Source organism: Prochlorococcus marinus CUG1435, from assembly GCA_017644375.1.
In the GTDB taxonomy this organism is placed as follows: domain Bacteria; phylum Cyanobacteriota; class Cyanobacteriia; order PCC-6307; family Cyanobiaceae; genus Prochlorococcus_A; species Prochlorococcus_A marinus_AH.
The window spans coordinates 57,425-77,426 of record JAEPLP010000002.1; the positions used below are offsets into that span (position 1 = coordinate 57,425).

The 20,002-nt window shown below is 31.9% G+C and carries 22 protein-coding genes; 16 read left to right on the forward strand and 6 right to left on the reverse strand.

What is annotated here, in order from left to right; all coding sequences use genetic code 11:
* Nucleotides 1–11 precede the first annotated feature (11 nt).
* The gene (locus JJ844_09225) at nucleotides 12–1,595 is read left to right on the forward strand and encodes a DUF1957 domain-containing protein (GenBank protein ID MBO6975858.1); all 1,584 of its coding nucleotides are present in this window, start codon (nucleotides 12–14) and stop codon (nucleotides 1,593–1,595) included.
* Between the two features lie 4 nt (nucleotides 1,596–1,599).
* Here the strand turns inward: JJ844_09225 and JJ844_09230 are convergent, their stop codons facing one another.
* On the reverse strand, nucleotides 1,600–2,811 hold the full coding sequence (locus JJ844_09230; protein ID MBO6975859.1) for a lycopene cyclase family protein: 1,212 nt from the start codon (nucleotides 2,809–2,811) through the stop codon (nucleotides 1,600–1,602).
* A gap of 24 nt (nucleotides 2,812–2,835) precedes the next feature.
* Complete coding sequence (gyrA, locus tag JJ844_09235; GenBank protein ID MBO6975860.1) at nucleotides 2,836–5,433, reverse strand: DNA gyrase subunit A; 2,598 nt, start codon at nucleotides 5,431–5,433, stop codon at nucleotides 2,836–2,838.
* 179 nt (nucleotides 5,434–5,612) lie between these two features.
* Between gyrA and JJ844_09240 the strand changes: the two genes are divergently transcribed.
* The 4 genes from JJ844_09240 (at nucleotide 5,613) to rsmD (ending at nucleotide 8,567) form a co-directional block, all read left to right on the forward strand.
* Complete coding sequence (locus JJ844_09240) at nucleotides 5,613–6,776, forward strand: GuaB3 family IMP dehydrogenase-related protein (protein MBO6975861.1); 1,164 nt, start codon at nucleotides 5,613–5,615, stop codon at nucleotides 6,774–6,776.
* Between the two features lie 226 nt (nucleotides 6,777–7,002).
* Nucleotides 7,003–7,326 carry a thioredoxin gene (trxA, locus tag JJ844_09245; GenBank protein ID MBO6975862.1) on the forward strand — a complete coding sequence of 108 codons (324 nt, stop codon included), beginning with the start codon at nucleotides 7,003–7,005 and terminating at the stop codon, nucleotides 7,324–7,326.
* Nucleotides 7,327–7,336: 10 nt separating this feature from the next.
* A complete protein-coding gene (gene hisH, locus JJ844_09250; protein MBO6975863.1) occupies nucleotides 7,337–7,954 on the forward strand; it encodes an imidazole glycerol phosphate synthase subunit HisH in 618 nt (205 codons plus the stop codon).
* A 13-nt stretch (nucleotides 7,955–7,967) separates the two neighbouring features.
* Nucleotides 7,968–8,567 carry a 16S rRNA (guanine(966)-N(2))-methyltransferase RsmD gene (rsmD, locus tag JJ844_09255; GenBank protein MBO6975864.1) on the forward strand — a complete coding sequence of 200 codons (600 nt, stop codon included), beginning with the start codon at nucleotides 7,968–7,970 and terminating at the stop codon, nucleotides 8,565–8,567.
* Here the strand turns inward: rsmD and petG are convergent.
* On the reverse strand, nucleotides 8,544–8,663 hold the full coding sequence (gene petG / locus JJ844_09260; protein MBO6975865.1) for a cytochrome b6-f complex subunit PetG: 120 nt from the start codon (nucleotides 8,661–8,663) through the stop codon (nucleotides 8,544–8,546). The genes rsmD and petG overlap by 24 nt on opposite strands.
* Before the next feature lie 9 nt (nucleotides 8,664–8,672).
* The gene (locus JJ844_09265) at nucleotides 8,673–8,828 is read right to left on the reverse strand and encodes a hypothetical protein (GenBank protein ID MBO6975866.1); all 156 of its coding nucleotides are present in this window, start codon (nucleotides 8,826–8,828) and stop codon (nucleotides 8,673–8,675) included.
* On the opposite strand from JJ844_09265, the gene JJ844_09270 reads away from it, so the two are divergent.
* From JJ844_09270 to JJ844_09315, 10 genes are all read left to right on the forward strand, one after another.
* Entirely contained in the window at nucleotides 8,803–9,108 is a 306-nt protein-coding gene (locus JJ844_09270; protein MBO6975867.1) for a cytochrome c, read from the forward strand. The genes JJ844_09265 and JJ844_09270 overlap by 26 nt on opposite strands.
* Entirely contained in the window at nucleotides 9,105–9,854 is a 750-nt protein-coding gene (locus JJ844_09275; GenBank protein ID MBO6975868.1) for a TrmJ/YjtD family RNA methyltransferase, read from the forward strand. Before JJ844_09270 ends, JJ844_09275 begins: the two co-directional genes overlap by 4 nt.
* 122 nt (nucleotides 9,855–9,976) lie before the next feature.
* Nucleotides 9,977–11,065 carry a magnesium chelatase ATPase subunit I gene (gene bchI / locus JJ844_09280; protein MBO6975869.1) on the forward strand — a complete coding sequence of 363 codons (1,089 nt, stop codon included), beginning with the start codon at nucleotides 9,977–9,979 and terminating at the stop codon, nucleotides 11,063–11,065.
* Nucleotides 11,066–11,070: 5 nt separating this feature from the next.
* Nucleotides 11,071–11,544 carry a crossover junction endodeoxyribonuclease RuvC gene (ruvC, locus tag JJ844_09285; protein ID MBO6975870.1) on the forward strand — a complete coding sequence of 158 codons (474 nt, stop codon included), beginning with the start codon at nucleotides 11,071–11,073 and terminating at the stop codon, nucleotides 11,542–11,544.
* A gap of 9 nt (nucleotides 11,545–11,553) precedes the next feature.
* Complete coding sequence (locus JJ844_09290; GenBank protein MBO6975871.1) at nucleotides 11,554–12,114, forward strand: 5-formyltetrahydrofolate cyclo-ligase; 561 nt, start codon at nucleotides 11,554–11,556, stop codon at nucleotides 12,112–12,114.
* A 37-nt stretch (nucleotides 12,115–12,151) separates the two neighbouring features.
* Entirely contained in the window at nucleotides 12,152–12,571 is a 420-nt protein-coding gene (locus tag JJ844_09295; protein MBO6975872.1) for a SufE family protein, read from the forward strand.
* Between the two features lie 43 nt (nucleotides 12,572–12,614).
* Nucleotides 12,615–13,916 carry a homoserine dehydrogenase gene (locus tag JJ844_09300; protein ID MBO6975873.1) on the forward strand — a complete coding sequence of 434 codons (1,302 nt, stop codon included), beginning with the start codon at nucleotides 12,615–12,617 and terminating at the stop codon, nucleotides 13,914–13,916.
* Nucleotides 13,917–13,986: 70 nt separating this feature from the next.
* On the forward strand, nucleotides 13,987–14,238 hold the full coding sequence (locus JJ844_09305; GenBank protein MBO6975874.1) for a hypothetical protein: 252 nt from the start codon (nucleotides 13,987–13,989) through the stop codon (nucleotides 14,236–14,238).
* A 17-nt stretch (nucleotides 14,239–14,255) separates the two neighbouring features.
* Nucleotides 14,256–15,827, forward strand: a complete 1,572-nt coding sequence (locus JJ844_09310) for an ABC transporter substrate-binding protein (protein ID MBO6975875.1) — start codon at nucleotides 14,256–14,258, stop codon at nucleotides 15,825–15,827.
* Nucleotides 15,820–16,842 carry an ABC transporter permease gene (locus tag JJ844_09315; GenBank protein MBO6975876.1) on the forward strand — a complete coding sequence of 341 codons (1,023 nt, stop codon included), beginning with the start codon at nucleotides 15,820–15,822 and terminating at the stop codon, nucleotides 16,840–16,842. The genes JJ844_09310 and JJ844_09315 overlap by 8 nt, the downstream gene beginning before the upstream one ends.
* Here JJ844_09315 and JJ844_09320 read toward each other — a convergent pair.
* On the reverse strand, nucleotides 16,839–18,383 hold the full coding sequence (locus tag JJ844_09320; GenBank protein MBO6975877.1) for an alpha/beta hydrolase: 1,545 nt from the start codon (nucleotides 18,381–18,383) through the stop codon (nucleotides 16,839–16,841). The two genes, JJ844_09315 and JJ844_09320, sit on opposite strands and share 4 nt — an antisense overlap.
* 2 nt (nucleotides 18,384–18,385) lie before the next feature.
* Between JJ844_09320 and JJ844_09325 the strand changes: the two genes are divergently transcribed.
* On the forward strand, nucleotides 18,386–19,615 hold the full coding sequence (locus tag JJ844_09325; GenBank protein ID MBO6975878.1) for an MFS transporter: 1,230 nt from the start codon (nucleotides 18,386–18,388) through the stop codon (nucleotides 19,613–19,615).
* Here JJ844_09325 and JJ844_09330 read toward each other — a convergent pair.
* A complete protein-coding gene (locus JJ844_09330) occupies nucleotides 19,612–19,983 on the reverse strand; it encodes a DUF2834 domain-containing protein (GenBank protein MBO6975879.1) in 372 nt (123 codons plus the stop codon). The genes JJ844_09325 and JJ844_09330 overlap by 4 nt on opposite strands.
* Nucleotides 19,984–20,002 lie beyond the last annotated feature (19 nt).

The following is a 20,002-nucleotide window of genomic DNA, read 5'->3' on the forward strand; positions in this document are numbered from 1 at the left end:
TTATAAAAAATATGAATGGCCAATCCCCAAAAAATAATGTTTTAGGCCAGTTAGCGATAGTTTTACATGCTCATCTTCCTTATGTCCGAAAAAATGAAAAAAACTCATTAGAAGAAGATTGGTTATTTCAGGCAATTTTAGAATGTTATATACCACTTCTTCAAGTAATAGAATCTTCTAAAAAAGAAAATCCTTTAAATACAAAACTTACTATTAGTTTGTCTCCAACATTATTATCACTTCTAGATAATAAACAAATCAAAGAAACTTTTCCAAGATGGATTAAAACAAGGAAAGATTTTTTAAGTGAGTTACCAAAAAAAGAAAAAAGTGCCTCTGCATTTTTAATGAAAAATTTTAATGAGAAAGAACTTTATTGGCAAGAATGTTCTGGAAATTTAATTGAGAAGTTTAGAGTTTTTAATAAATCTGGAAATTTGGATATTCTTACTTGTGCTGCTACACACGGATATTTACCAATTCTTAGAGAAAATCCTGAAACAGTCAAAGGACAAATTAATACAGCCATAAGGAGCCATGAAAAAATTTTTGGAACTAAGCCTTTAGGTATTTGGTTACCCGAATGTGCTTATTATGAAAATTTAGATGAAATACTTTTTAAGTCTGGAATTAGATATGCAATTTTAGACGGCCATGGCATCCTAAATGCAACGCCAAGACCTAGGTATGGCGTATACGCCCCAATCTGCTCAAAAAGAGGAGTTGCATTCTTCGGGAGAGATAGTGAGTCAACTTTGCCAGTTTGGTCTGCGAAGGATGGATTCCCAGGAGATAGAGTTTATAGAGAATTTCATAAGGATTTGGGGTGGGAATTGCCTGCCTCAAAGCTACAAAAGAAAGGTATTTCAACAATAAGACCTTTGGGATTAAAATTTCATAAGATTACTGGTGAAAACGTACCTTTAGGAGAAAAGGCGTTTTACCTAGAAAATGAGGCCATAATAAAGGCTGAGGAACATGCCGATTGCTATCTTATTGAGAGGTCCAAACAACTAGAAAAATTAACTTTATCCTCAACCTTTAAGCCTCTATTAGTCGCTCCATTTGATGCAGAATTATTTGGTCATTGGTGGTACGAGGGACCTTTTTTTATTGAAAATATTTTAAAAAAATCTGATAGATATTCAATTAAGCTTACAAATTTAAAAGAATTTTTAATTCAAAAACCAAATATTCAAATTTGCGATCCATCCCCATCAAGTTGGGGACAAGGTGGTTATCACAATTACTGGATTAACGACGCAAATGCATGGATCGTCCCAGAAATAACGAAAGCAGGCTCAACTTTTGTTGATTTATGCTCGAATAATTTTAATAATGAATTATCTACTAGGCTTTTAAATCAAGCAGCTAGAGAATTACTACTTTCTGAGTCCTCTGATTGGAGTTTTATCCTAAGAGCTGGTACTACCACTGAACTTGCAAAAGAGAGGATAGAAAGACACTTATCCAGATTCTGGAAATTAATTGCAATGATTAAAAATTATTCTGAAATTAATTTGAAATTTCTTGAGGATATAGAGGAAGAAGATAAAATTTTCCTAGATATTAATGTTGATGATTGGCGAAAATAAAATACTAATTTAATTTAAGCATTCCAAGTTTTACTTTTAGAGGCGAATTTATAAACATCTTACTCATTACGTAAATTAGCTTTGGGAGAGGAAGCGTATTAGTTAGAAAGCCTACCCACTCTTTGGTAGACAATTTAAAGAAATTAGAGAAAAAGCTTCTTAGTCTACTTTCATCAAAACTCATTAATCTTCGGAGGCCATATTGGTAAAGCTTGTGCCTTTGTGTTAATTCATAAGGCCAAAGAACGCTCCAACCTTTTGTTGCAAGTTCTAGAGAGCTTAGATGAGGTTCTTTTAGGAAGAATGCTAATTTTTCTGCAAGGAGTGGAGCTCTTCTTAACAAAGATCCAATCATGTATCCTGATGCAGGATGAACCATACTTGCTGAGCCTCCAAAACCTAGTACAAATTGCTTTTTAAACGGTAGAGGTAAATTCATTGGGAAAAGGCAATTCTCTTCGTGAAAAATTTCAATTACCTTAATACCCTTACTATTAAGTCTATTTAGAAGTCTTTTTTTTAGATTTTCTTGCGATAATGCTGGATAACTAGCTAATGAAGTTTCTTCAACAAAAAAAGTTTCATCTCCTAAATCCATTGCATAAAGAAAAGATGGAGAGGATAATTTTTCTTCCTTTTTTAAATGATTCGGACGAAAATCCATTAAAACAAACTGTTCCTCATTAACAGGCGGTGAAGAGAATTTCCCAACAATTCCATAGGCAGCTTGCTGTGCTATTTCGTTTTGAACTGGTCTTTTTACAAAATTACTCTTATGCCCACTTGCATCAATAACTAACCTAGCCATTATTTTTAAACCTGAAGAACAAATTACTTCAGATAGATTGTTCTTCTCTGTAATATCTTTTGCCGTTTCATTTAACCATTCAATCCCTTTGCATTTTTTTAAAAGTTCACTTTGAAAGGCTTCTTGATTTATTAAACCATAATCGTAATTGTGTTTTGTTGGAACATTACCCTTTTTATTTTCCCCGTTTCCAAAAAAACTAACAGTTTTACACCAACGGTGAGATAAAAGAGAATCTAAACCTAATTCCTCTAGTTCAGAAGCCCAAATACCGTAAGTATTTTCCCATTTTTCACTTGGAGATTTAGTTGATATTCCCTTTATATTTAAATCCTGCTTGGCTAATTCAGAAGCTAAACATAATGCTGCAGGACCGGAACCTAAAATTAGAATATCAAGTATTTCCATATTATTTAAATAACCATCTGTTTTTTAATTTTTCTTCTCTGGAGTTATTTGGTCCAGTACCTCTATTTGTTCACGAGGAACTAATACCACTTCTGATAAATGATCACCTTCATCCAATCTTTGTAATTTTACTCCAGTAGCTGCTCTAGATTGCTGGGAAATTTTATCTGCATTTGTTCTAACTATTACACCTTTTTCTGTCACTAATAGTAATTCTTCTCCTTCTCCGAGTACCTTTAGGCAAACCAGTACATCATTTTTTATTCTGAATTTTATTGCTCTTAAGCCCATCCCTGCTCTCTTTTGTAATCTAAATTGTGTTACGGGTACCCTCTTACCTAGTCCAAATGCACTTGCTATTAATACCCAAGGACCATCTGTGGAGCTGACTTCAAGATTTTCATCAGTTTCTTTAGTTTGATCCTCAATCTTAGTCAATTGATCAACCAAATCAGAAGTTAAGACATCCATGGACACTAGTTTGTCTCCTTCTCTTAAGTTCATTGATTTAACGCCCCTTGCTGTCCTGCCAAGCGGCCTTAATTCGTTTAGATCTAATCTGAAATGTATTGCCATCCCTGTTCGCGATCCAATTAACACACTATCACCCTCTTTTGATAACCTAACCCATGTAAGGGCATCACCATTCTCAAGATTAATTGCTATTAGTCCATTTGAGCGGATTTTCGAGAAAGCAGAAAGTGCAGTTCTTTTTATAAATCCAGCCTTGGTTAGCATTAATAAATAGCAATCGTTATCAAAAGAATCCACAGCAACTAATGAAGTTATTTTTTCCTCTCTTGGGATAGGAAGAAGTTGTACTGATGGAGTGCCTTTCGCTGTTCTGCTACTCATGGGAACTCTATATGCGGGAAGAGCATAAGCTACTCCTCTATCACTGAAAAGCAGTAGAGTGTCATGATCGTTACAGCTTATAAATAATTTCACGTCATCATCTTCTTGGGACTTTGTGCCAGCTTTACCCCTTGATCCACGACTAGTTGATTCAAATTCATTAACAGGCATCCTTTTTAAATAACCTGCTTCAGTCAATAGAACTACTGATCTATCATTAGCTATGAGATCAATATCATCTAATCCGCCACCTAAATCTAATATTTCTGTTTTTCTAGGGGAAGAAAATCTTTCATCTATTTTATTAAGTTCTTCAAGAATAATTTCAAAGATTCTTTCTTTACTATTTAAAATTTGCTGATATTGGTTGATTTTTTGGGTTAATTCTTCATGTTCTGCTTTGATTTTATCAGCTTCAAGAGCTGTTAATCTTCTTAGCTGCATTTGTAAAATTGCGTCTGCCTGTATGGAAGATAATTCGTGATCGGTTTGTAATTTTTCTCTAGCTGAAATTGAATCTTTCGCAGATCTAATTAGATCGATAATTTCGTCCATAGCATCTAAGGCTAATAAAAGACCCTTTACAATATGATCTCTTTCTTCTGCCTTTTTTAATAAAAATCCTGTTCGCCGTCTTATTGTCTCTACTCTGAAATCTAAAAATACATCTAACATTTTTCTGAGTGAGAGAGTTGTGGGCTCTCCTTTAACTAAGGCTAGAATGTTCGCACTGAAGTTATTTTGTAGCGGAGTTAACTTAAATAAATTATTTAAAACTACTTGTGGATAGGCATCTCTTTTTAACTCGATAACAATCCGCATTCCATCTCTATCACTTTCATCTCTAATATCAGAGATACCTTCTAATTTTTTTTCATTAACCATATCCGCAATTCTCTCTATCAAGCCCGCTTTGTTAGTTTGAAATGGGAGTTCCGTAATTATTACTGCATCTTTTTCTGCTCTACCAGTTGATTTGATTTGTTCAATATTTGCCACCCCTCTCATAGTTATTGAACCTTTTCCTGTTTTAAAAGTTTCTCTAATACCATCTCTTCCTAAGATTTGACCACCAGTGGGAAAATCAGGACCTTTAATAATTTCAAAAAGTTCTCTATCTTCAATTGATGGGTCTTTAATAATGGATTTAAGACCATTGATTAATTCTCCTAAGTTATGTGGAGGGATATTAGTTGCCATTCCTACAGCTATTCCAGATGATCCATTTAGAAGTAGTTGAGGGATTCTTGCAGGTAAAACTGTTGGCTCTTGTTGAGAACCGTCAAAGTTATCAGCGAAATCTACAGTTTCAGATTCAATATCCTCCAATAAACTTTCATCTGTAAGAGACTGTAGACGAGATTCTGTATATCTCATTGCTGCAGGGGGGTCGTTATCTACAGATCCAAAGTTTCCATGACCATCTATAAGTGGCATTCTCATAGAAAAATCTTGAGCCATCCTTACCAAAGCATCGTAGACAGCAGTGTCACCATGAGGGTGGTATTTACCAAGTACTTCTCCAACAACCCTTGCACATTTTCTGTAAGGTCTACTACTAGTTAAACCGAGTTCATACATCGCATAAAGAATTCTTCTATGAACAGGCTTTAAACCATCCCTTGCATCTGGAAGCGCACGGCCAACTATTACGCTCATTGCATATTCGAGATAAGAACGAGACATCTCGTTTCTTAAGTCGGTCTGAATAATTCGATCGTTATCTTCGCTTAATCCAGAATTGCCAGAATCTACAATATCAGACATACAAAAAACCTTTCTTTAATAATAATGGCTGATTGTCATAATGAATAAAAATAAAGTTATATTTAATTCCCAAATACTCACATTCACACACAAATTTAAAAAAAACCTTTTGTTTTTGAATAAACCTTGGCTTATTACCCCTTTAGTTGTTAATTTAATCTGAATAAATGATAAATTCCGTGAATATTGAACTTGGATTAAACAAAAAGGTCAGAAGGGCTTATGGCATTGACGAAATAGCGTTAGTCCCTGGCAAAAGGACACTTGATTACGATTTAACTGATCCTTCTTGGATGATAGGTGATTTAAAGAGAGAAGTTCCAATTATAGCCAGCGCTATGGATAGTGTCGTTGATGTTAATACGGCTGTAGAGCTCACCAAATTAGGTGCCCTCGGGGTTATTAATATGGAGGGGATACAAACAAGATATGAAAATCCTGAAGAAATATTAAATAAAATAGCATCAGTTGGGAAAAATGAGTTTGTTCCATTAATGCAAAAGATATACAGTGAACCTGTTAAGGAGAAATTAATATTAAAGAGAATAAATGAGGTCAAAGAAAGAGGAGGTATTGCTGCGTTAAGTGGTACTCCTCAAGCTGCAATAAAATTTCAAAAAACACTAAGTAATTCCAATATAGATTTATTTTTCCTCCAAGGGACCGTTGTTTCAACTGAGCATCTTGGCATGGAAGGTAAAGAAACTTTAAATATTAAAGATCTTTGTCAATCCATGAAAGTCCCAGTAGTAGCAGGCAATTGTGTAACTTACGAAGTTGCCAAACTTTTAATGAATGCTGGAGTCGCAGGATTAATGGTTGGTATAGGTCCTGGAGCAGCATGTACCTCTAGAGGAGTATTAGGAATTGGAATCCCTCAAGCAACTGCAATTGCTGATTGTAGTTTGGCAAGAGATGATTACTTTAAAGAAAGCGGACGTTATATTCCTATTATTGGCGATGGAGGAATTGTAACAGGTGGAGATATCTGTAAATGTTTAGCATGTGGTGCAGATGCTGTAATGATTGGCTCGCCAATAGCTAAGTCCTCAAATGCTCCAGGTAAAGGATTTCATTGGGGTATGGCTACTCCAAGCCCCATATTGCCTAGGGGTACAAGAATTGAAGTTGGGTCTACAGGATCCTTAGAAAGAATAATAAAAGGGCCTGCTTTGCTTGATGATGGTACTCATAATTTATTAGGTGCTATTAGAACATCAATGAGTACTCTTGGGGCTAAAAATATTAGAGAAATGCAAGAGGTTGAAATAGTTATTGCACCATCTCTTCTGACAGAGGGTAAGGTTTATCAAAAAGCTCAGCAACTTGGGATGGGTAAATAACTTTTAGAGAAAATTATTAAACCCTAGTGAATTAAGCATTAAATTGAACAAATTTCGTATTAAGAGTTATTATTAAATAATGGGGGAAACCCCATACTCCTCACACACTAAATCGCCCGATTATTCGGGCTTTTTTAGATATTTTGTTACTTATATTATTTTATCTGTAATGAAATCATCATTCAAAAGAATTGCCTGCTAAATTCTCTAAAGGAATACTTAAATTATGTCATCAGCCCCAGCCGTAACTGATTCTTCATTTGATAAAGACGTACTACAAAGTGATCTGCCAGTATTGGTTGATTTCTGGGCACCGTGGTGTGGTCCTTGTAGGATGGTTGCACCAGTTGTAGAAGAAATCTCAAAAGACTTTGAAGGGAAAATTAAAGTTTTTAAATTAAATACTGACGAAAACCCAAATGTTGCAAGTCAATATGGAATTAGAAGTATTCCAACATTAATGATCTTTAAAGGAGGTCAAAAGGTTGATACAGTAGTTGGAGCGGTACCAAAAGCAACTCTCTCTAGCACTTTAACTAAGCATCTATAATATAAAAACCTTGCACAAAATTGGACTTATAGACTATGGAATGGGTAACATCCATTCTGTAATAAAATCTTTAGAAAGTCTTGGAGAAGAAATAATATTAATCAAAAACTTTAATGAATCAAAGACTTGTAAGGCGATAATACTTCCTGGAGTCGGATCATTTGATCCCGCGATGATTAATCTTATAAATACGGATTTGATAACTGATTTGAAAACCTGGATTAAAAGCGGGAAGTCTTTTCTAGGCATTTGTTTAGGTCTTCAACTACTTTTTGAATCTAGTGATGAAGGAAAAGTTCAAGGAATAGGAATTTTAAAGGGGAAAATACAAAAAATACCTAAAATTGTAAATCAAAGAATCCCCCACATGGGTTGGTGCCAACTCTTACCTACAAAACCAAATACTTTATTTGAGCTAGAAGAATTAAACAATTGGGTTTATTTTGTACATTCGTATCATGCAATCCCAAATGACCATAACATTATTGCAGCCCAAGTTAATTATGGTTCTGAAAAATTAACAGCGATGATTGAGAATGATAATTTATTAGCGTGTCAATTTCATCCAGAAAAATCTGGTAAAACTGGAGAAAAACTTTTAAGACGATGGCTTAGTAATATTCAATAATTGATAATTATTAATGAAGACAAAATTAAGATTAATAGGTGGTAAAAAACTCCAAAGTCCAAATAATATTTATACCAGACCTACAACTTTGAGAGTGAGAGAGGCAATATTTAATATATTGAACAATAGAGTTGAAAACAGTAACTGGTTAGATTTATTTAGTGGAACAGGGGCCATATCTTGTGAGGCATATAATCATGGGGCAAGAAAAATAATTGCAATTGAAAAAAACAAAATCAATTCAAAAATTTGCTTAGAAAATCTATTATCGTTGGAGGATATAGAGAATAGGAAAACTGATATCGAAGTTATTTGTAAAGACGTTTTGAGCTGGACAAAACCAAATTTTGATAGAAAACTTTCATCTAAAATTATGGATTTAAATCAATTAAAGTTTGATTTTGTTTATCTAGACCCTCCATATGATGTTGATTTCCATGAATTAGTTTTAAATCAAATATTTAATTGTAATTTTTTAAAAAAAGATTCAATAGTTATTTGTGAACATTCTCCAAACTTATTTATTAAAAAAAATACTTTATGGGAAATTATAGATGTGAGAGAATATGGACAATCAAGATTAACATTTTTAATCAATGTCCAACATTCCTGAACCTCTTCTGTATTGATTCCATGCACTTACGAATAATCCAAGAAGAGTTATTGGAACTAAACCTAAAACAATTCCACATAGAAGAGGCTCGATCATTTTTTTGACTTATTTGAATTTCTTATTCACAATTGTTACATAGAGAATATTTTTTGTGTCAACATCTTCATCATCTGCAGCAGAAATAGACTTTAAAAGAGACTTTTTGAAAATTTCTTTTATTTTTTTTGGGGTATTTTTGATATGTTTCTCAATATTTTTCATGAACCACCACCATACAAATAATAAATTTATTATCGAAACTCTTAAGCTTAATGGCTCTGCAGAGGAAGGAGATGCTCTTTTCAAGATAAATTGTGTTGGATGTCATGGAATTACAGCAAGAGGATTAGTGGGTCCGGACTTACACTCAGTAACTCAACGTTTGAATGATAAAGAGATAATCAAACAAGTTACTGGTGGCCTCACTCCTCCTATGCCAAGTTTTGAAATTGACCCTGTAAATATGTCCAATTTACTGAAATATCTTCATAGCCTTGAATAATTTTGGAGAAAAATTTTTTTAATTTAAAGATAATATTAGTTGAACCAAATGGGCCTTTAAATGTAGGAAGCGTCGCTAGATTATGCTCTAACTTTGAAGTTGAAGAATTAAGAATTGTTTCTCCAAAATGCGATATATACTCTTTTGAAGCAAAAAAAATGGCCCTTAAAGGTCAAAAATTTCTTGAACATTGTAAAATTTTTGACAATCTTGAAAAAGCAATTTTCGACTGTGATTTAGTTATCGCATCTTGCGGAAGGATTGATGTAGGTAAAGATTCATCTTTTGAATCTTCTGAAGATATATTTAATTGGACTAAATCTTTTAAAAAGATAAATAATTTAGCACTTATATTTGGCAGAGAAGACAGAGGTTTAACTAATAGTGAATTACTTCTAGCAAATAAGACTTTTAACATTCCTACTTCCCAAAATAATCCTTCATTAAATCTTTCTCACGCAGTTTCCATAGCTTTGTATGAGTTGAATAAGTCTTCAAAAAGTAACTTTAATAAAGAATTAAAAGTTTTTAATCTTGCCTCATCAAAACAAATACATGAATCATTTGTGGAGATAGAGGAAATTCTTTTGAGAGTTGGATATCTTTTGAAACATACCTCCAGGGCAAAAATAAGTAAATTTAAGAACTACATATTAAGGGCAAACACATCAATGCACGAAATAAATGTTTTAAGAGGAATTGTCCATCAACTAAACTGGTTTTTGAACAATTCAAAAAAAAACTAGGATCTTACAAATTAAATATGATTTTATTTTTCCCAAGTTTAAATCTGATAAAGATATTTACTAAAAACATTTTCTGAAGTAACATCTATTGATTATTTGAATATTTTAAGAAAACTGAAACTGTGACAACAACAAAGAAAAGAAGAGTTTTTCCTTTTACGGCTGTAATTGGTCAGGAGGAAATGAAATTAGCTCTCTTATTAAATGTGATTGATCCAAGAATTGGCGGGGTCATGATAATGGGGGATAGAGGAACTGGGAAATCTACTACGATAAGAGCCTTAGCTGATTTGTTGCCAGCAATAGAAGTTGTTAAAGATGATCCATATAATAGTTCTCTTATTGACCCTGATTTGCAGAGTAAAGAAGTATTAGAAAAATTTGTTCAAGGAGAAAATCTAGAAAGTATTCAAAAACAGGTACCTATGGTTGATTTGCCTCTAGGGGCTACTGAAGACAGGCTTTGCGGAACCATCGATATTGAGAAGGCTTTGAGTGAAGGTGTCAAGGCATTTGAGCCAGGTTTATTGGCTAAGGCAAATAGAGGTTTACTATATGTTGATGAAGTTAATTTGCTTGATGATCACTTAGTTGATGTACTTTTAGATTCGGCTGCTTCTGGATGGAATACAGTTGAAAGGGAGGGAGTCTCAGTAAGACATCCTGCGAGGTTTGTCCTTATTGGTTCTGGTAATCCTGAAGAAGGTGAATTAAGACCTCAGCTATTGGATAGGTTCGGAATGAGTGTTGAGGTCAAAACAGTTAGAGATGCTGAATTAAGAGTTCAAGTAGTAGATCAAAGAACCTCTTTTGATAATAATCCTGATGAGTTTTCCTTGAGCGTTGAGAAACAACAGGATGAACTACAACAAAAGGTTATTAAAGCTCAAGAAATTTTAAAATCTGTTCAAATGGACGATGACCTTAGATTGAATATTTCGGCAATCTGCGGAGAGTTAGATGTTGATGGTTTACGTGGAGATATTGTTACAAATAGATCCGCAAGAGCAATTGCAGCCTTTGAGGGCAGGACTGAAGTGCAAGAAGATGACATCGCCAGGGTTATTTCTTGTTCTTTAAGACATAGACTAAGAAAAGATCCTCTAGAGCAAGTAGATTCAGGCGAAAAAGTTATTCAAGCTTTTTGTAAAGTATTTGATTTAGATATAAAAGAAAATCTTTCAAAATTTCAATTATCTGTTGAAGCTTAATTAAAGTGAGAATAATTGGGATTGACCCTGGATTGGCTAGAGTTGGATACGGAATTATTGAAATCAAAAATGAAAAAAAGATATTATTAGATTGTGGCGTTATTGAGACAGATAAAAATAAAAAAGAAGAAGATAGACTTTACGAGATATTCAAAGATCTTAATGATTTAATAAATCATTGGAATCCAAATATAGCGGCGGTAGAAAAATTTTTCTTTTATAGATCAAGCACTACTATTAGTGTGGTGCAGGCTAGAGGCGTGATTATGATGGTATTGGCATCTAAAAAAATTAATGTTAGTGAATATGCCCCTGCTCAGATAAAGTTAACCATTGCTGGGTCTGGAAAAGCATCCAAGAGAGAAGTTCTTGATGCTGTTATGTATGAATTAGAACTTAACAAACCACCAAAACCTGATGATTCTGCAGATGCATTGGCTATAGCACTCACAAAACTAAATGAAGAAGGCTTTAACTGAAGAATACATATGACTATCTTTGAGAAAAAAAAATTGGAAAGGGATACGTTTAGAAAGCTTAGAGATGAAATTTCCTTTAATCAAAGGGAAAATGTAGAAAAGAATGTAAAACGATATGTTGATTCATTTGTTAAGGAATATAAAAATATTAATTACGTAGCAATTTATTGGCCTCTAAAAAATGAAGTAGATATCAGAAGTCTTAAGAAAAAAAATTTTTCTTTAGCATTGCCGAGATGTAAAAATAATAAAGAATTGTCATTTTTTCCATGGGATGAAAAACCCCTCACAAAAGACTCTGAGGGAATACTAAGTCCAAAAAACTCATTTTCATTAAGTCATAAGCAGATAAGTCTGATACTTGTTCCATGTCTTTCAATAGATAAAAATTTAACAAGATTAGGTTATGGGGGAGGGTATTTTGATAAATTGAGGAGAGATGAAAATTGGAGGAATGTTCCATGCATTGGAGTATTAACTTCTAATTGTGTAAGTACGATTCCATTAACCAGGGCTGAGTGGGATATTCCCCTATCTGGCTTTATCACTGAAAAAGAAATGTTTGTATAATAGAAGGCCTAAAGTGGTTTATTAAAAGTTAATAAAAATGGAAAATCAAGAAAAATATAATAATTTATCAAAATTAGTAGAAAAGTTGAAGAAATCAGAAGATCCAAAAAGAAAATATGAATATATTTTATGGTTGGGCAAAAAATTGAAAGAGCCAGATAGTAATATCCTTATTGAAGAGAATAAGGTTAAGGGGTGCGTTTCAGAAGTATTTGTTAAGGCAACTATTAAAGCCGGTAAACTATTTTGGGAAGGATATTCTGATGCTCTAATTACAAAAGGTTTGTTGGCATTTCTAATTGGAGGATTAAATGAATTAACACCAAATGAAGTTGTTGAAATAGATAAGAAATTTATTGAAGATACTGGTTTGAAAGCAAGCTTAACTCCTTCACGATCAAATGGGTTTTTAAACATACTATTGAAAATGCAGTCTCAAGCAAATGAATTTTTGTAGGGCTAATAATATAAAATTAAACTCAAAGTAAAAAGAAATAAAAATGAGAAAATGCAAAATTGGCATTGTAGGTTTTGGAACAGTAGGTTCAGGGATTTACAAAATATTAATTTCTGAATTTGATTCACATCCAATTCTAAAAGAAATAGAAATTGTAAAAATAGCGGTTAAAGATATGAGTAAAAAAAGGGATATTGAGCTAGATAATAATTTATTAACTGATAATCCATTTGAATTAATTAATGACTCATCAATAGATGTAATTGTTGAAGTAATGGGAGGGGTTGATTTGGCCAAAGATATTATTCTGCAAGCATTAAAATCAGGTAAATCTGTTGTCACTGCAAATAAAGCAGTCATTGCAAGATATGGAGAAGAAATATACGAAACTGCTTCTAAAGAAGGAGTTTATATATTGTCAGAGGCAGCCGTCTGCGGAGGGATTCCAATAATTGAACCATTAAAAAGATCATTAAAAAGTAACAGCATAAAAAAAATGGTTGGGATAATAAACGGTACAACAAATTTTATTCTTTCAAAGATGGCAAATGAAAAAGCAGATTATAAGGAAACACTAAAACTGGCTCAAAGTCTTGGTTATGCAGAATTAGATCCTACAGCAGATGTTGAGGGACATGACGCTGCTGATAAGATTTCTATTCTTAGTGAACTAGCATTTGGAGGAAAAATTAAAAGAGACAAAATACATTCAGAGGGAATTAGTAACATTAATTTAAAAGATATAGAATATGCGAATAAATTAGGATTTGAAATAAAACTTCTAGCGCTTTCCGAAAGGCAACAAATTAATAGTAAAGATTCACTTGCTTTGAATATTTGGGTAGGCCCTTCATTGATTCCAAAATCTCATCCATTAGCAACAGTTATGGGAGTTAACAATGCATTATTGGTAGAGGCTGATCCTCTTGGACAAATAATGTTGTATGGTCCAGGTGCAGGGAGTGGGCCAACTGCTGCATCAGTGGTATCAGATGTATTAAATCTTCATGCCGCCTCGGTAAAAAATAATAATTCAATCGATCCATTATTATCTTTTGATTTCTGGAGAAACTGTCATATTATAGGATCTTCTGAAATAAATAAAAAAAATTACCTTAGAATTATTTGTCTTGATAGCCCTGGTGTAATTGGAAAGATTGGAGATATTTTTGGAAATAATAACGTATCAATCGAATCAATTGTTCAATTAGATGCAACTGAGGATAAAGCTGAAATTGTTGTTATAACTCATGAGGTTAATAATGGAAATTTTGAGAAATCGAAAGATGAAATAAATTCTCTTAATGAAGTGATAACCATCGCAAGTCAATTAAGTTGCATTTAATAAAATAGTTTGCAAATTTCTTCATAGCTTGTTAAACCGAAGAAAGCAAACGTTTGGATTTAGCAACTTAATGATTCATTCAAAACTATTAGATAATAAAAATGAAAAAAATAATTTAATTTGTTCTGAAAACCTTTACAAAGGTGCGTGTGTAAGAATTAAAAATAGCAATAAGACTTTTCAAGTAATTGGTTTAAATTTAGGTAAAAAAATTTGTTGGGTAAGAGAGTGGCCTTTTGCTTGTGATTCTGAAAAAACATTTGCTTTAGAAATAAGTCAAATAACCTTACAAATTTTTTGTTCAAAACAATTCTTAGAATAATTTAGTATTTAAGAAATATGAAAAAAAAAGTTCTTTTATCAATATTTATTATTTTAATTTCTTTTTTACAGAATTCTTGTGGGTCAAAAAGAATATCAAAAAAAATAATAGTAGCAAGCTCAGGAAAGATTGAATCTTTAGATCCAGCAAGAGCTAATACTCTTAAATCAATTCAATTAATAAGTTCTCTTGGAGATACATTATATGAATTAAATTCTAATGGGAAATTAATACCTGAATTAGCTTCTGGGATGCCAATTATTTCAAAGGATAGACTTCAAATAATTATTAATTTAAGAAAAAATGTTTTTTTTCATGATGGAACTGCCTTCAACTCAAATGCAATAAAGTTTACTTTTGATAGATTCAAAAGAATTGGCACGATGAATTATATTTTAGGAAATAAGATTAAATCAATAGAAACGCCAAGTGAATATTCAGTCATAATAAATTTAAATAAACCATCAAGTTCTTTAAATGGTTTACTTACATCAGTAAATTTAACTCCAATATCTCCTACATTTTATAAAGAATATTCTGATAAGTTTCTAAATGAAAAATTCGTAGGTACTGGCAAGTATGTGTTGACTAGTTTTTCAAATGAAGTTCAATCAATTGATCCCAATTTAAATTATTGGGGCGAAAAGCCCTTAAATAAGGGTATTGATTTTGTGGGATATTCAAATTCATCTTCTCTTTTTGGGGCTTTAAAAAGTAAACAAATTGACGTGCTTTTATCAAATTCAATTGATGATAGTCAGAGAAACAGCCTAAAGAATTTAAGTGAAAATAAAAAGTTTAAAGAAGGTAATAGCCCTTTCACTGAATTAAGTTTTATAAGCCTTAAAACTAGTGCTTATCCCTTAAGTAATCTTAATTTAAGAATGGCTTTGGCAAAAAGTCTTAATAGAAAATTAATTAGTAAGAAAGTAAGTTATGGATTAAGGAAGTCATCTAGATCAATTATTCCTCCAATATTAAAAAAAGATAATCAAGAACTTTGGCCTAAATATGATTATTTAGGAGCGAGAAAGTTATTGCAAAAAGAAAATTATTGTAATGGAAATGTTCTCAAAATACCTCTTACTTATAGATCGAATGTACCAGCTGACAAGCTTATTGCCCTCACATGGCAGGAGGAAATTAAAAATTCTTTGAAAGATTGTATTGAGATTGAACTCAATGGGGTTGAATCTACAACAGTTTATAAGAATCTAAGTTTAGGAATTTATACAGCAGTTATTTTAGATTGGACTGGAGCTTATTCAGATCCAGAAGCCTATCTTACCCCTCTTTTAAGTTGTGATGAAATAGTTGATGGCCTATGTAAAAAAGGAGAATCAGTTTATAGCGGTAGTTTTTGGGGATCTAATAAAGTGGAAAGTTTATTTCTTGAGAGTGAAAAAATTAGTGGAATTAAAAGATTAGAAAAACTTGTTGAAATTGAAAAAATAGCAGCAAAATCAATCCCTTATATTCCTATTTGGGTATCCTCACAAAAAGCATGGTCTCAAAATAAAATATCAAAACCTATTTTTAATGGTGCAGGAATAATTTCATTAAGTGATCTTAAGTTAATTGATGAGTAGAAATTTAAATAAAATACTAAATTATTCATTAATAAAATTTTCATTAATACCGATAATGTTATGGATAATTTCTTCATTAGTATTTATTTTATTGAGAATTGCTCCCGGGGATCCAGTAGATGCCATACTTGGATCTGGGGCTGATGAGATTTCAAGGGAATTTCTTAGAAATAAATTGGGGCTAAATGAACCTTTAATAAATCAATATTTTTCTTATATTAAAAATATATTGCACTTTGATTTTGGCCAATCTCTTAGTACCCAAGAGCCAGTCCTTAAAATTATTCTTAAGTCATTGCCTGCAAGTCTTGAGCTTGGATTCTTTTCAATATTAAGTGCAACACTAATTGGATTCCCATTAGGATTAATAGGCTTGAAAAATAAAGGTGGGAAGACTGACTATATTGCGAGAATATTTGGAATTGCTACATATGCGATCCCCCCTTTTTGGGGGGCGATGTTAGCGCAATTAATATTTTCTGTATTGTTTAATATTTCACCAATTGGGGGTAGATTTCCAATATTTCAGCAACAACCCCAAATTACAGGTTTTATAGTTTTAGATAGTATTCTTTCAAATAATATTGTTGCTTTTAAAGATAGCCTTTATCATCTCGCACTGCCTTCCATTACTCTTGGTTTTCTTTTGAGTGGTATATTCAGTCGCTCGCTAAGAGTAAATTTGGATAAGACATTAAAAAGTGATTACGTAAATGCTGCTATATGTAGAGGGATATCGAGAAAAAAAATCTTTTTAAACCATGCATTGCCTAATGCTCTATTGCCAATTGTCACTATTTCTGGGTTGACTATGGCTTCATTAGCAGGAGGTGCGCTGTTGTTCGAAGTGACTTTTTCATGGCCAGGTATTGCTTTAAGATTACATGAAGCAATTTCTCAGAGAGACTATACCTTGGTTCAAGGTATTGTGATTTTTACTTCTATGCTCATAGTTTCTTTAAATCTCTTTGTGGATGTTTTAATCGCGTATTTAGATCCACGCATAGAATACTAATTTTTGGAAATTTCTTTTATTGTTTCAAGATCTAATAGATGGAAATCAAGTCCCAAATCTCTTTCGTTTTTAATTTCTTTAAGGACCTTTTGGAGCTTAATATTTTCTAAAAATTTAACTATAAATTTCGCAGATAAATCTTGTACTAATATTGGATTTGAACCAATAAAAGATTCATTTATTTTGAAGACGTCATTATTTTCTTTATTATTATTAATTCTTATTGGAGAGAAATGACTTGCTCCTTCAATGATCAGAAATCTATTTGATTTATTATTTAAAGCAGAAAACACTCTAAATTGTTCATTCATTAATGGTGTAATAAGGTCATATGTACCACCAATTAGAAGAGTTGGTGTTTTAATTCCAGAACTATTTTCTTTTGGCCATACTAAACTGCCAAACGAATTAAATCCTATTATTGCACTTGCCTCATTATCATTATCTTTCTTAGGGAATGGAATTTCACTTAATTGACATTGAAGTAGTTTTGATAAATTTGTTATTGCAAAATCTTTTAATGCCGAATCACATTTTTCCTGTAGTTGATCAGTAGGTTTATTGCCTTCATATAAAAGTGCTATTAAAGCACCAAGTGAATGCCCCATTAAGATATAAGAATCATTAGGTAAACCAAACTCTCCATTTTCATGAGCTTTTAATACAGCATCTAAATCTTTAAATCTATATAAGAAAAAGTCTGCACTTCCTGGTATTGTCTCCTTACCTTCGAGAATCTCTATGAATGATTCTAAATTACTCCCTCTATGATCAATGAATAATATCGGCCAACCTCTTCTGGCTAATTCGTTGCCTATCCATTTGAAATTATTAATTTCACCTCCAAGTCCTGGCATAAAAATTATCAGTTCTTTGTCATCATTTGTTTTATTACTTTTCCATATTTCAATTTCAAAAGGTTTCACTCGATGAGGAGCATAAATTTTTTTATCAATTTTTGTTAGATCTTGAATTGATTTTTCAGTATTTTTAAAGGTATTTTGGTTCGTTCTTTCAAGTTTATTTAATTTGGATATAAGTTCTTGTTGCATTGATAATTCATTTTTCCAAGATGAAATTATTAAAATTAAGTTATCTATATCTAGTGAAATTTCTTCTGATGGTAATGCCTTTATGATTTCTAAAGTTGAAACTTCTTTTTTTTGATCTAATAAATTTTCTATAGTGTTATAAATTTCTGTTCCATTATTGTCATTTGGAACTTTAATGCTTTTGCTTAATTCTGTAAGAATTTTACGCCCTATCCAACTTCTTAATAATTCTCTATTTAATCCCTCTTCCTTGAAAACTGGAAATTCTAAAAATTTTGATAATTCAAAAACTCTTATTAATCCATTTTTTTTTAGCCAATCTATTAATTCTGTTGAATCATCTTTGTATTGTTCTAATTTTGATAATTGTTCTATAGTAAGAGGGATTTCCATCTCTTCAAACTTAATATTTATCTTTTCAGCAGCCTTTAAAGCATTATTAAAAAATAAACCACAAAAACTAAAAAAAATTATAAAAATGTATTTCACTAGTGATTAGTCCAAATAGTTTACAAATTAGCAAAAATTGGTGGATTCAATTTCCATATCATTTGAGGTTAATAACCAAGATAAGATTTTATGCTGCATTTGGAGCAGGAGGTGTTATTTATTTAACATCACTTATTTTTAATAACATAGGATTATCGGCAACAGATATTGGCTTGGGGTTTACCATTTCAGCAATAATTGGAACTGCAACAAGACTTTTTACAGGTAATTATCTTAATGAAACAGGTAAAATACAATTTCCGATAGTTATTTCTTCAATCCTAAGTATTGCTGCTAGCTTGTGCCTAATTTTTTCAAGAGATACTTTTTTGTATATCATTGGACAATCATTTGTTGGTGCTGCTGCAGGAATATATTGGCCTGCTGCCGAGTTTGGAGTGCCTTATTTTTGCCATCCAATCGAAACTCGGAAAGCATATGCTCTTGTTAGAAGTTCGGAGGCTTTAGGAATATTTCTAGGGGTATTCTTAGGAGGTTATATGACAAATTTCTTGTATTCTAAATCAATTTTTATTAATGATATATTTTGCATGGTAGTTATCACATATTTAATATCTAGAAATAGTTCTTCTATTAAAAGAAAATTAGAAAATTTCCAAAAAAGATTAGTAGATCCAATTAATCAGGGACAATTGAAATGGAATAAAAATTCAACAATAATAATTTTATCTATTTTATTGATTACTACCTCTTTAGCTTTGATTCAAGTAACTTTGCCTCTGGATCTTGTTAAAGGTGGAGTATATCGCAATGCATTAAGCAAGGAAGTTATTAGTCTTATAATTTCTATTCAGTTAATTTTATTGTTGTTTTTACAATGGCCTGTCGGTTCTTGGATATCTAAGAAAGAAAGATTATTTGGCTTGAAATTTAGTTTAATAAATTTCTTTTTCGCTTCATTTTTATTATTTATTTCTAGTTATTTAAACATCCCAGCTTTTTATTTAATTTCTTTTGCATTGATTTTAGTAAGTTTAGGAACTGCTTCATTTCTTCCAACATCAACAGATATCGTTTTCAGAATAGCTCCTTCAAACAAAAAAGGTTTTGCACTTGCTCTACTTTCACAATGTTTCGCTATGGGTTATTTTTTTGGACCATTTATTTCAGGACGTATATTAGATCTATTTGGTTATGCTTCAATAATCTGGCTTTCCGTTTCATGTTCTTGCTTTATTGCATTTGCAATTCTATTTAAGAGATTATTTTAATTGATCTTTTCTAATTCAATAATTCTTCTCTCTCTTAGAAATAAGAAAAAAGGAGCAGAGAATGCGAAGGCTATAAGAAAAGTTCCAATGTATACAACCCACATATTCTTCATGTTTAGTTTTTTTGATTCATTGACTATCCATATAAAAATAGCGCTTGCACCTACTAATAAGTCTCTAGAAATTGACTGAGCTGCAGGGTTTGCATTCGCTAAAGTAATGAAGTTATTTATATCAAAGCTGTTTCCATATTCCTTAGCAAATTCAAAATTTGCCATCATTGGAAGGACAGCACCCAAAATTGATAGAAAAAGGTAAAGATAAGAAAGTATCTTTTTATTATCTTTTAAAATGTTAAATGAATTCACCTGTCAAAGAAATTTCTTT

Coding starts and splice junctions, on each gene's coding strand:
- JJ844_09225 (MBO6975858.1), top strand. CDS start 12: ATGAATGGCCAATCCCCAAAAAATAATGTTTTAGGCCAGTTAGCGATA.
- JJ844_09230 (MBO6975859.1), bottom strand. CDS start 2,811: ATGGAAATACTTGATATTCTAATTTTAGGTTCCGGTCCTGCAGCATTA.
- gyrA (MBO6975860.1), bottom strand. CDS start 5,433: ATGTCTGATATTGTAGATTCTGGCAATTCTGGATTAAGCGAAGATAAC.
- trxA (MBO6975862.1), top strand. CDS start 7,003: ATGTCATCAGCCCCAGCCGTAACTGATTCTTCATTTGATAAAGACGTA.
- rsmD (MBO6975864.1), top strand. CDS start 7,968: ATGAAGACAAAATTAAGATTAATAGGTGGTAAAAAACTCCAAAGTCCA.
- petG (MBO6975865.1), bottom strand. CDS start 8,663: ATGATCGAGCCTCTTCTATGTGGAATTGTTTTAGGTTTAGTTCCAATA.
- JJ844_09265 (MBO6975866.1), bottom strand. CDS start 8,828: ATGAAAAATATTGAGAAACATATCAAAAATACCCCAAAAAAAATAAAA.
- JJ844_09290 (MBO6975871.1), top strand. CDS start 11,554: ATGACTATCTTTGAGAAAAAAAAATTGGAAAGGGATACGTTTAGAAAG.
- JJ844_09295 (MBO6975872.1), top strand. CDS start 12,152: ATGGAAAATCAAGAAAAATATAATAATTTATCAAAATTAGTAGAAAAG.
- JJ844_09300 (MBO6975873.1), top strand. CDS start 12,615: ATGAGAAAATGCAAAATTGGCATTGTAGGTTTTGGAACAGTAGGTTCA.
- JJ844_09305 (MBO6975874.1), top strand. CDS start 13,987: ATGATTCATTCAAAACTATTAGATAATAAAAATGAAAAAAATAATTTA.
- JJ844_09310 (MBO6975875.1), top strand. CDS start 14,256: ATGAAAAAAAAAGTTCTTTTATCAATATTTATTATTTTAATTTCTTTT.
- JJ844_09315 (MBO6975876.1), top strand. CDS start 15,820: ATGAGTAGAAATTTAAATAAAATACTAAATTATTCATTAATAAAATTT.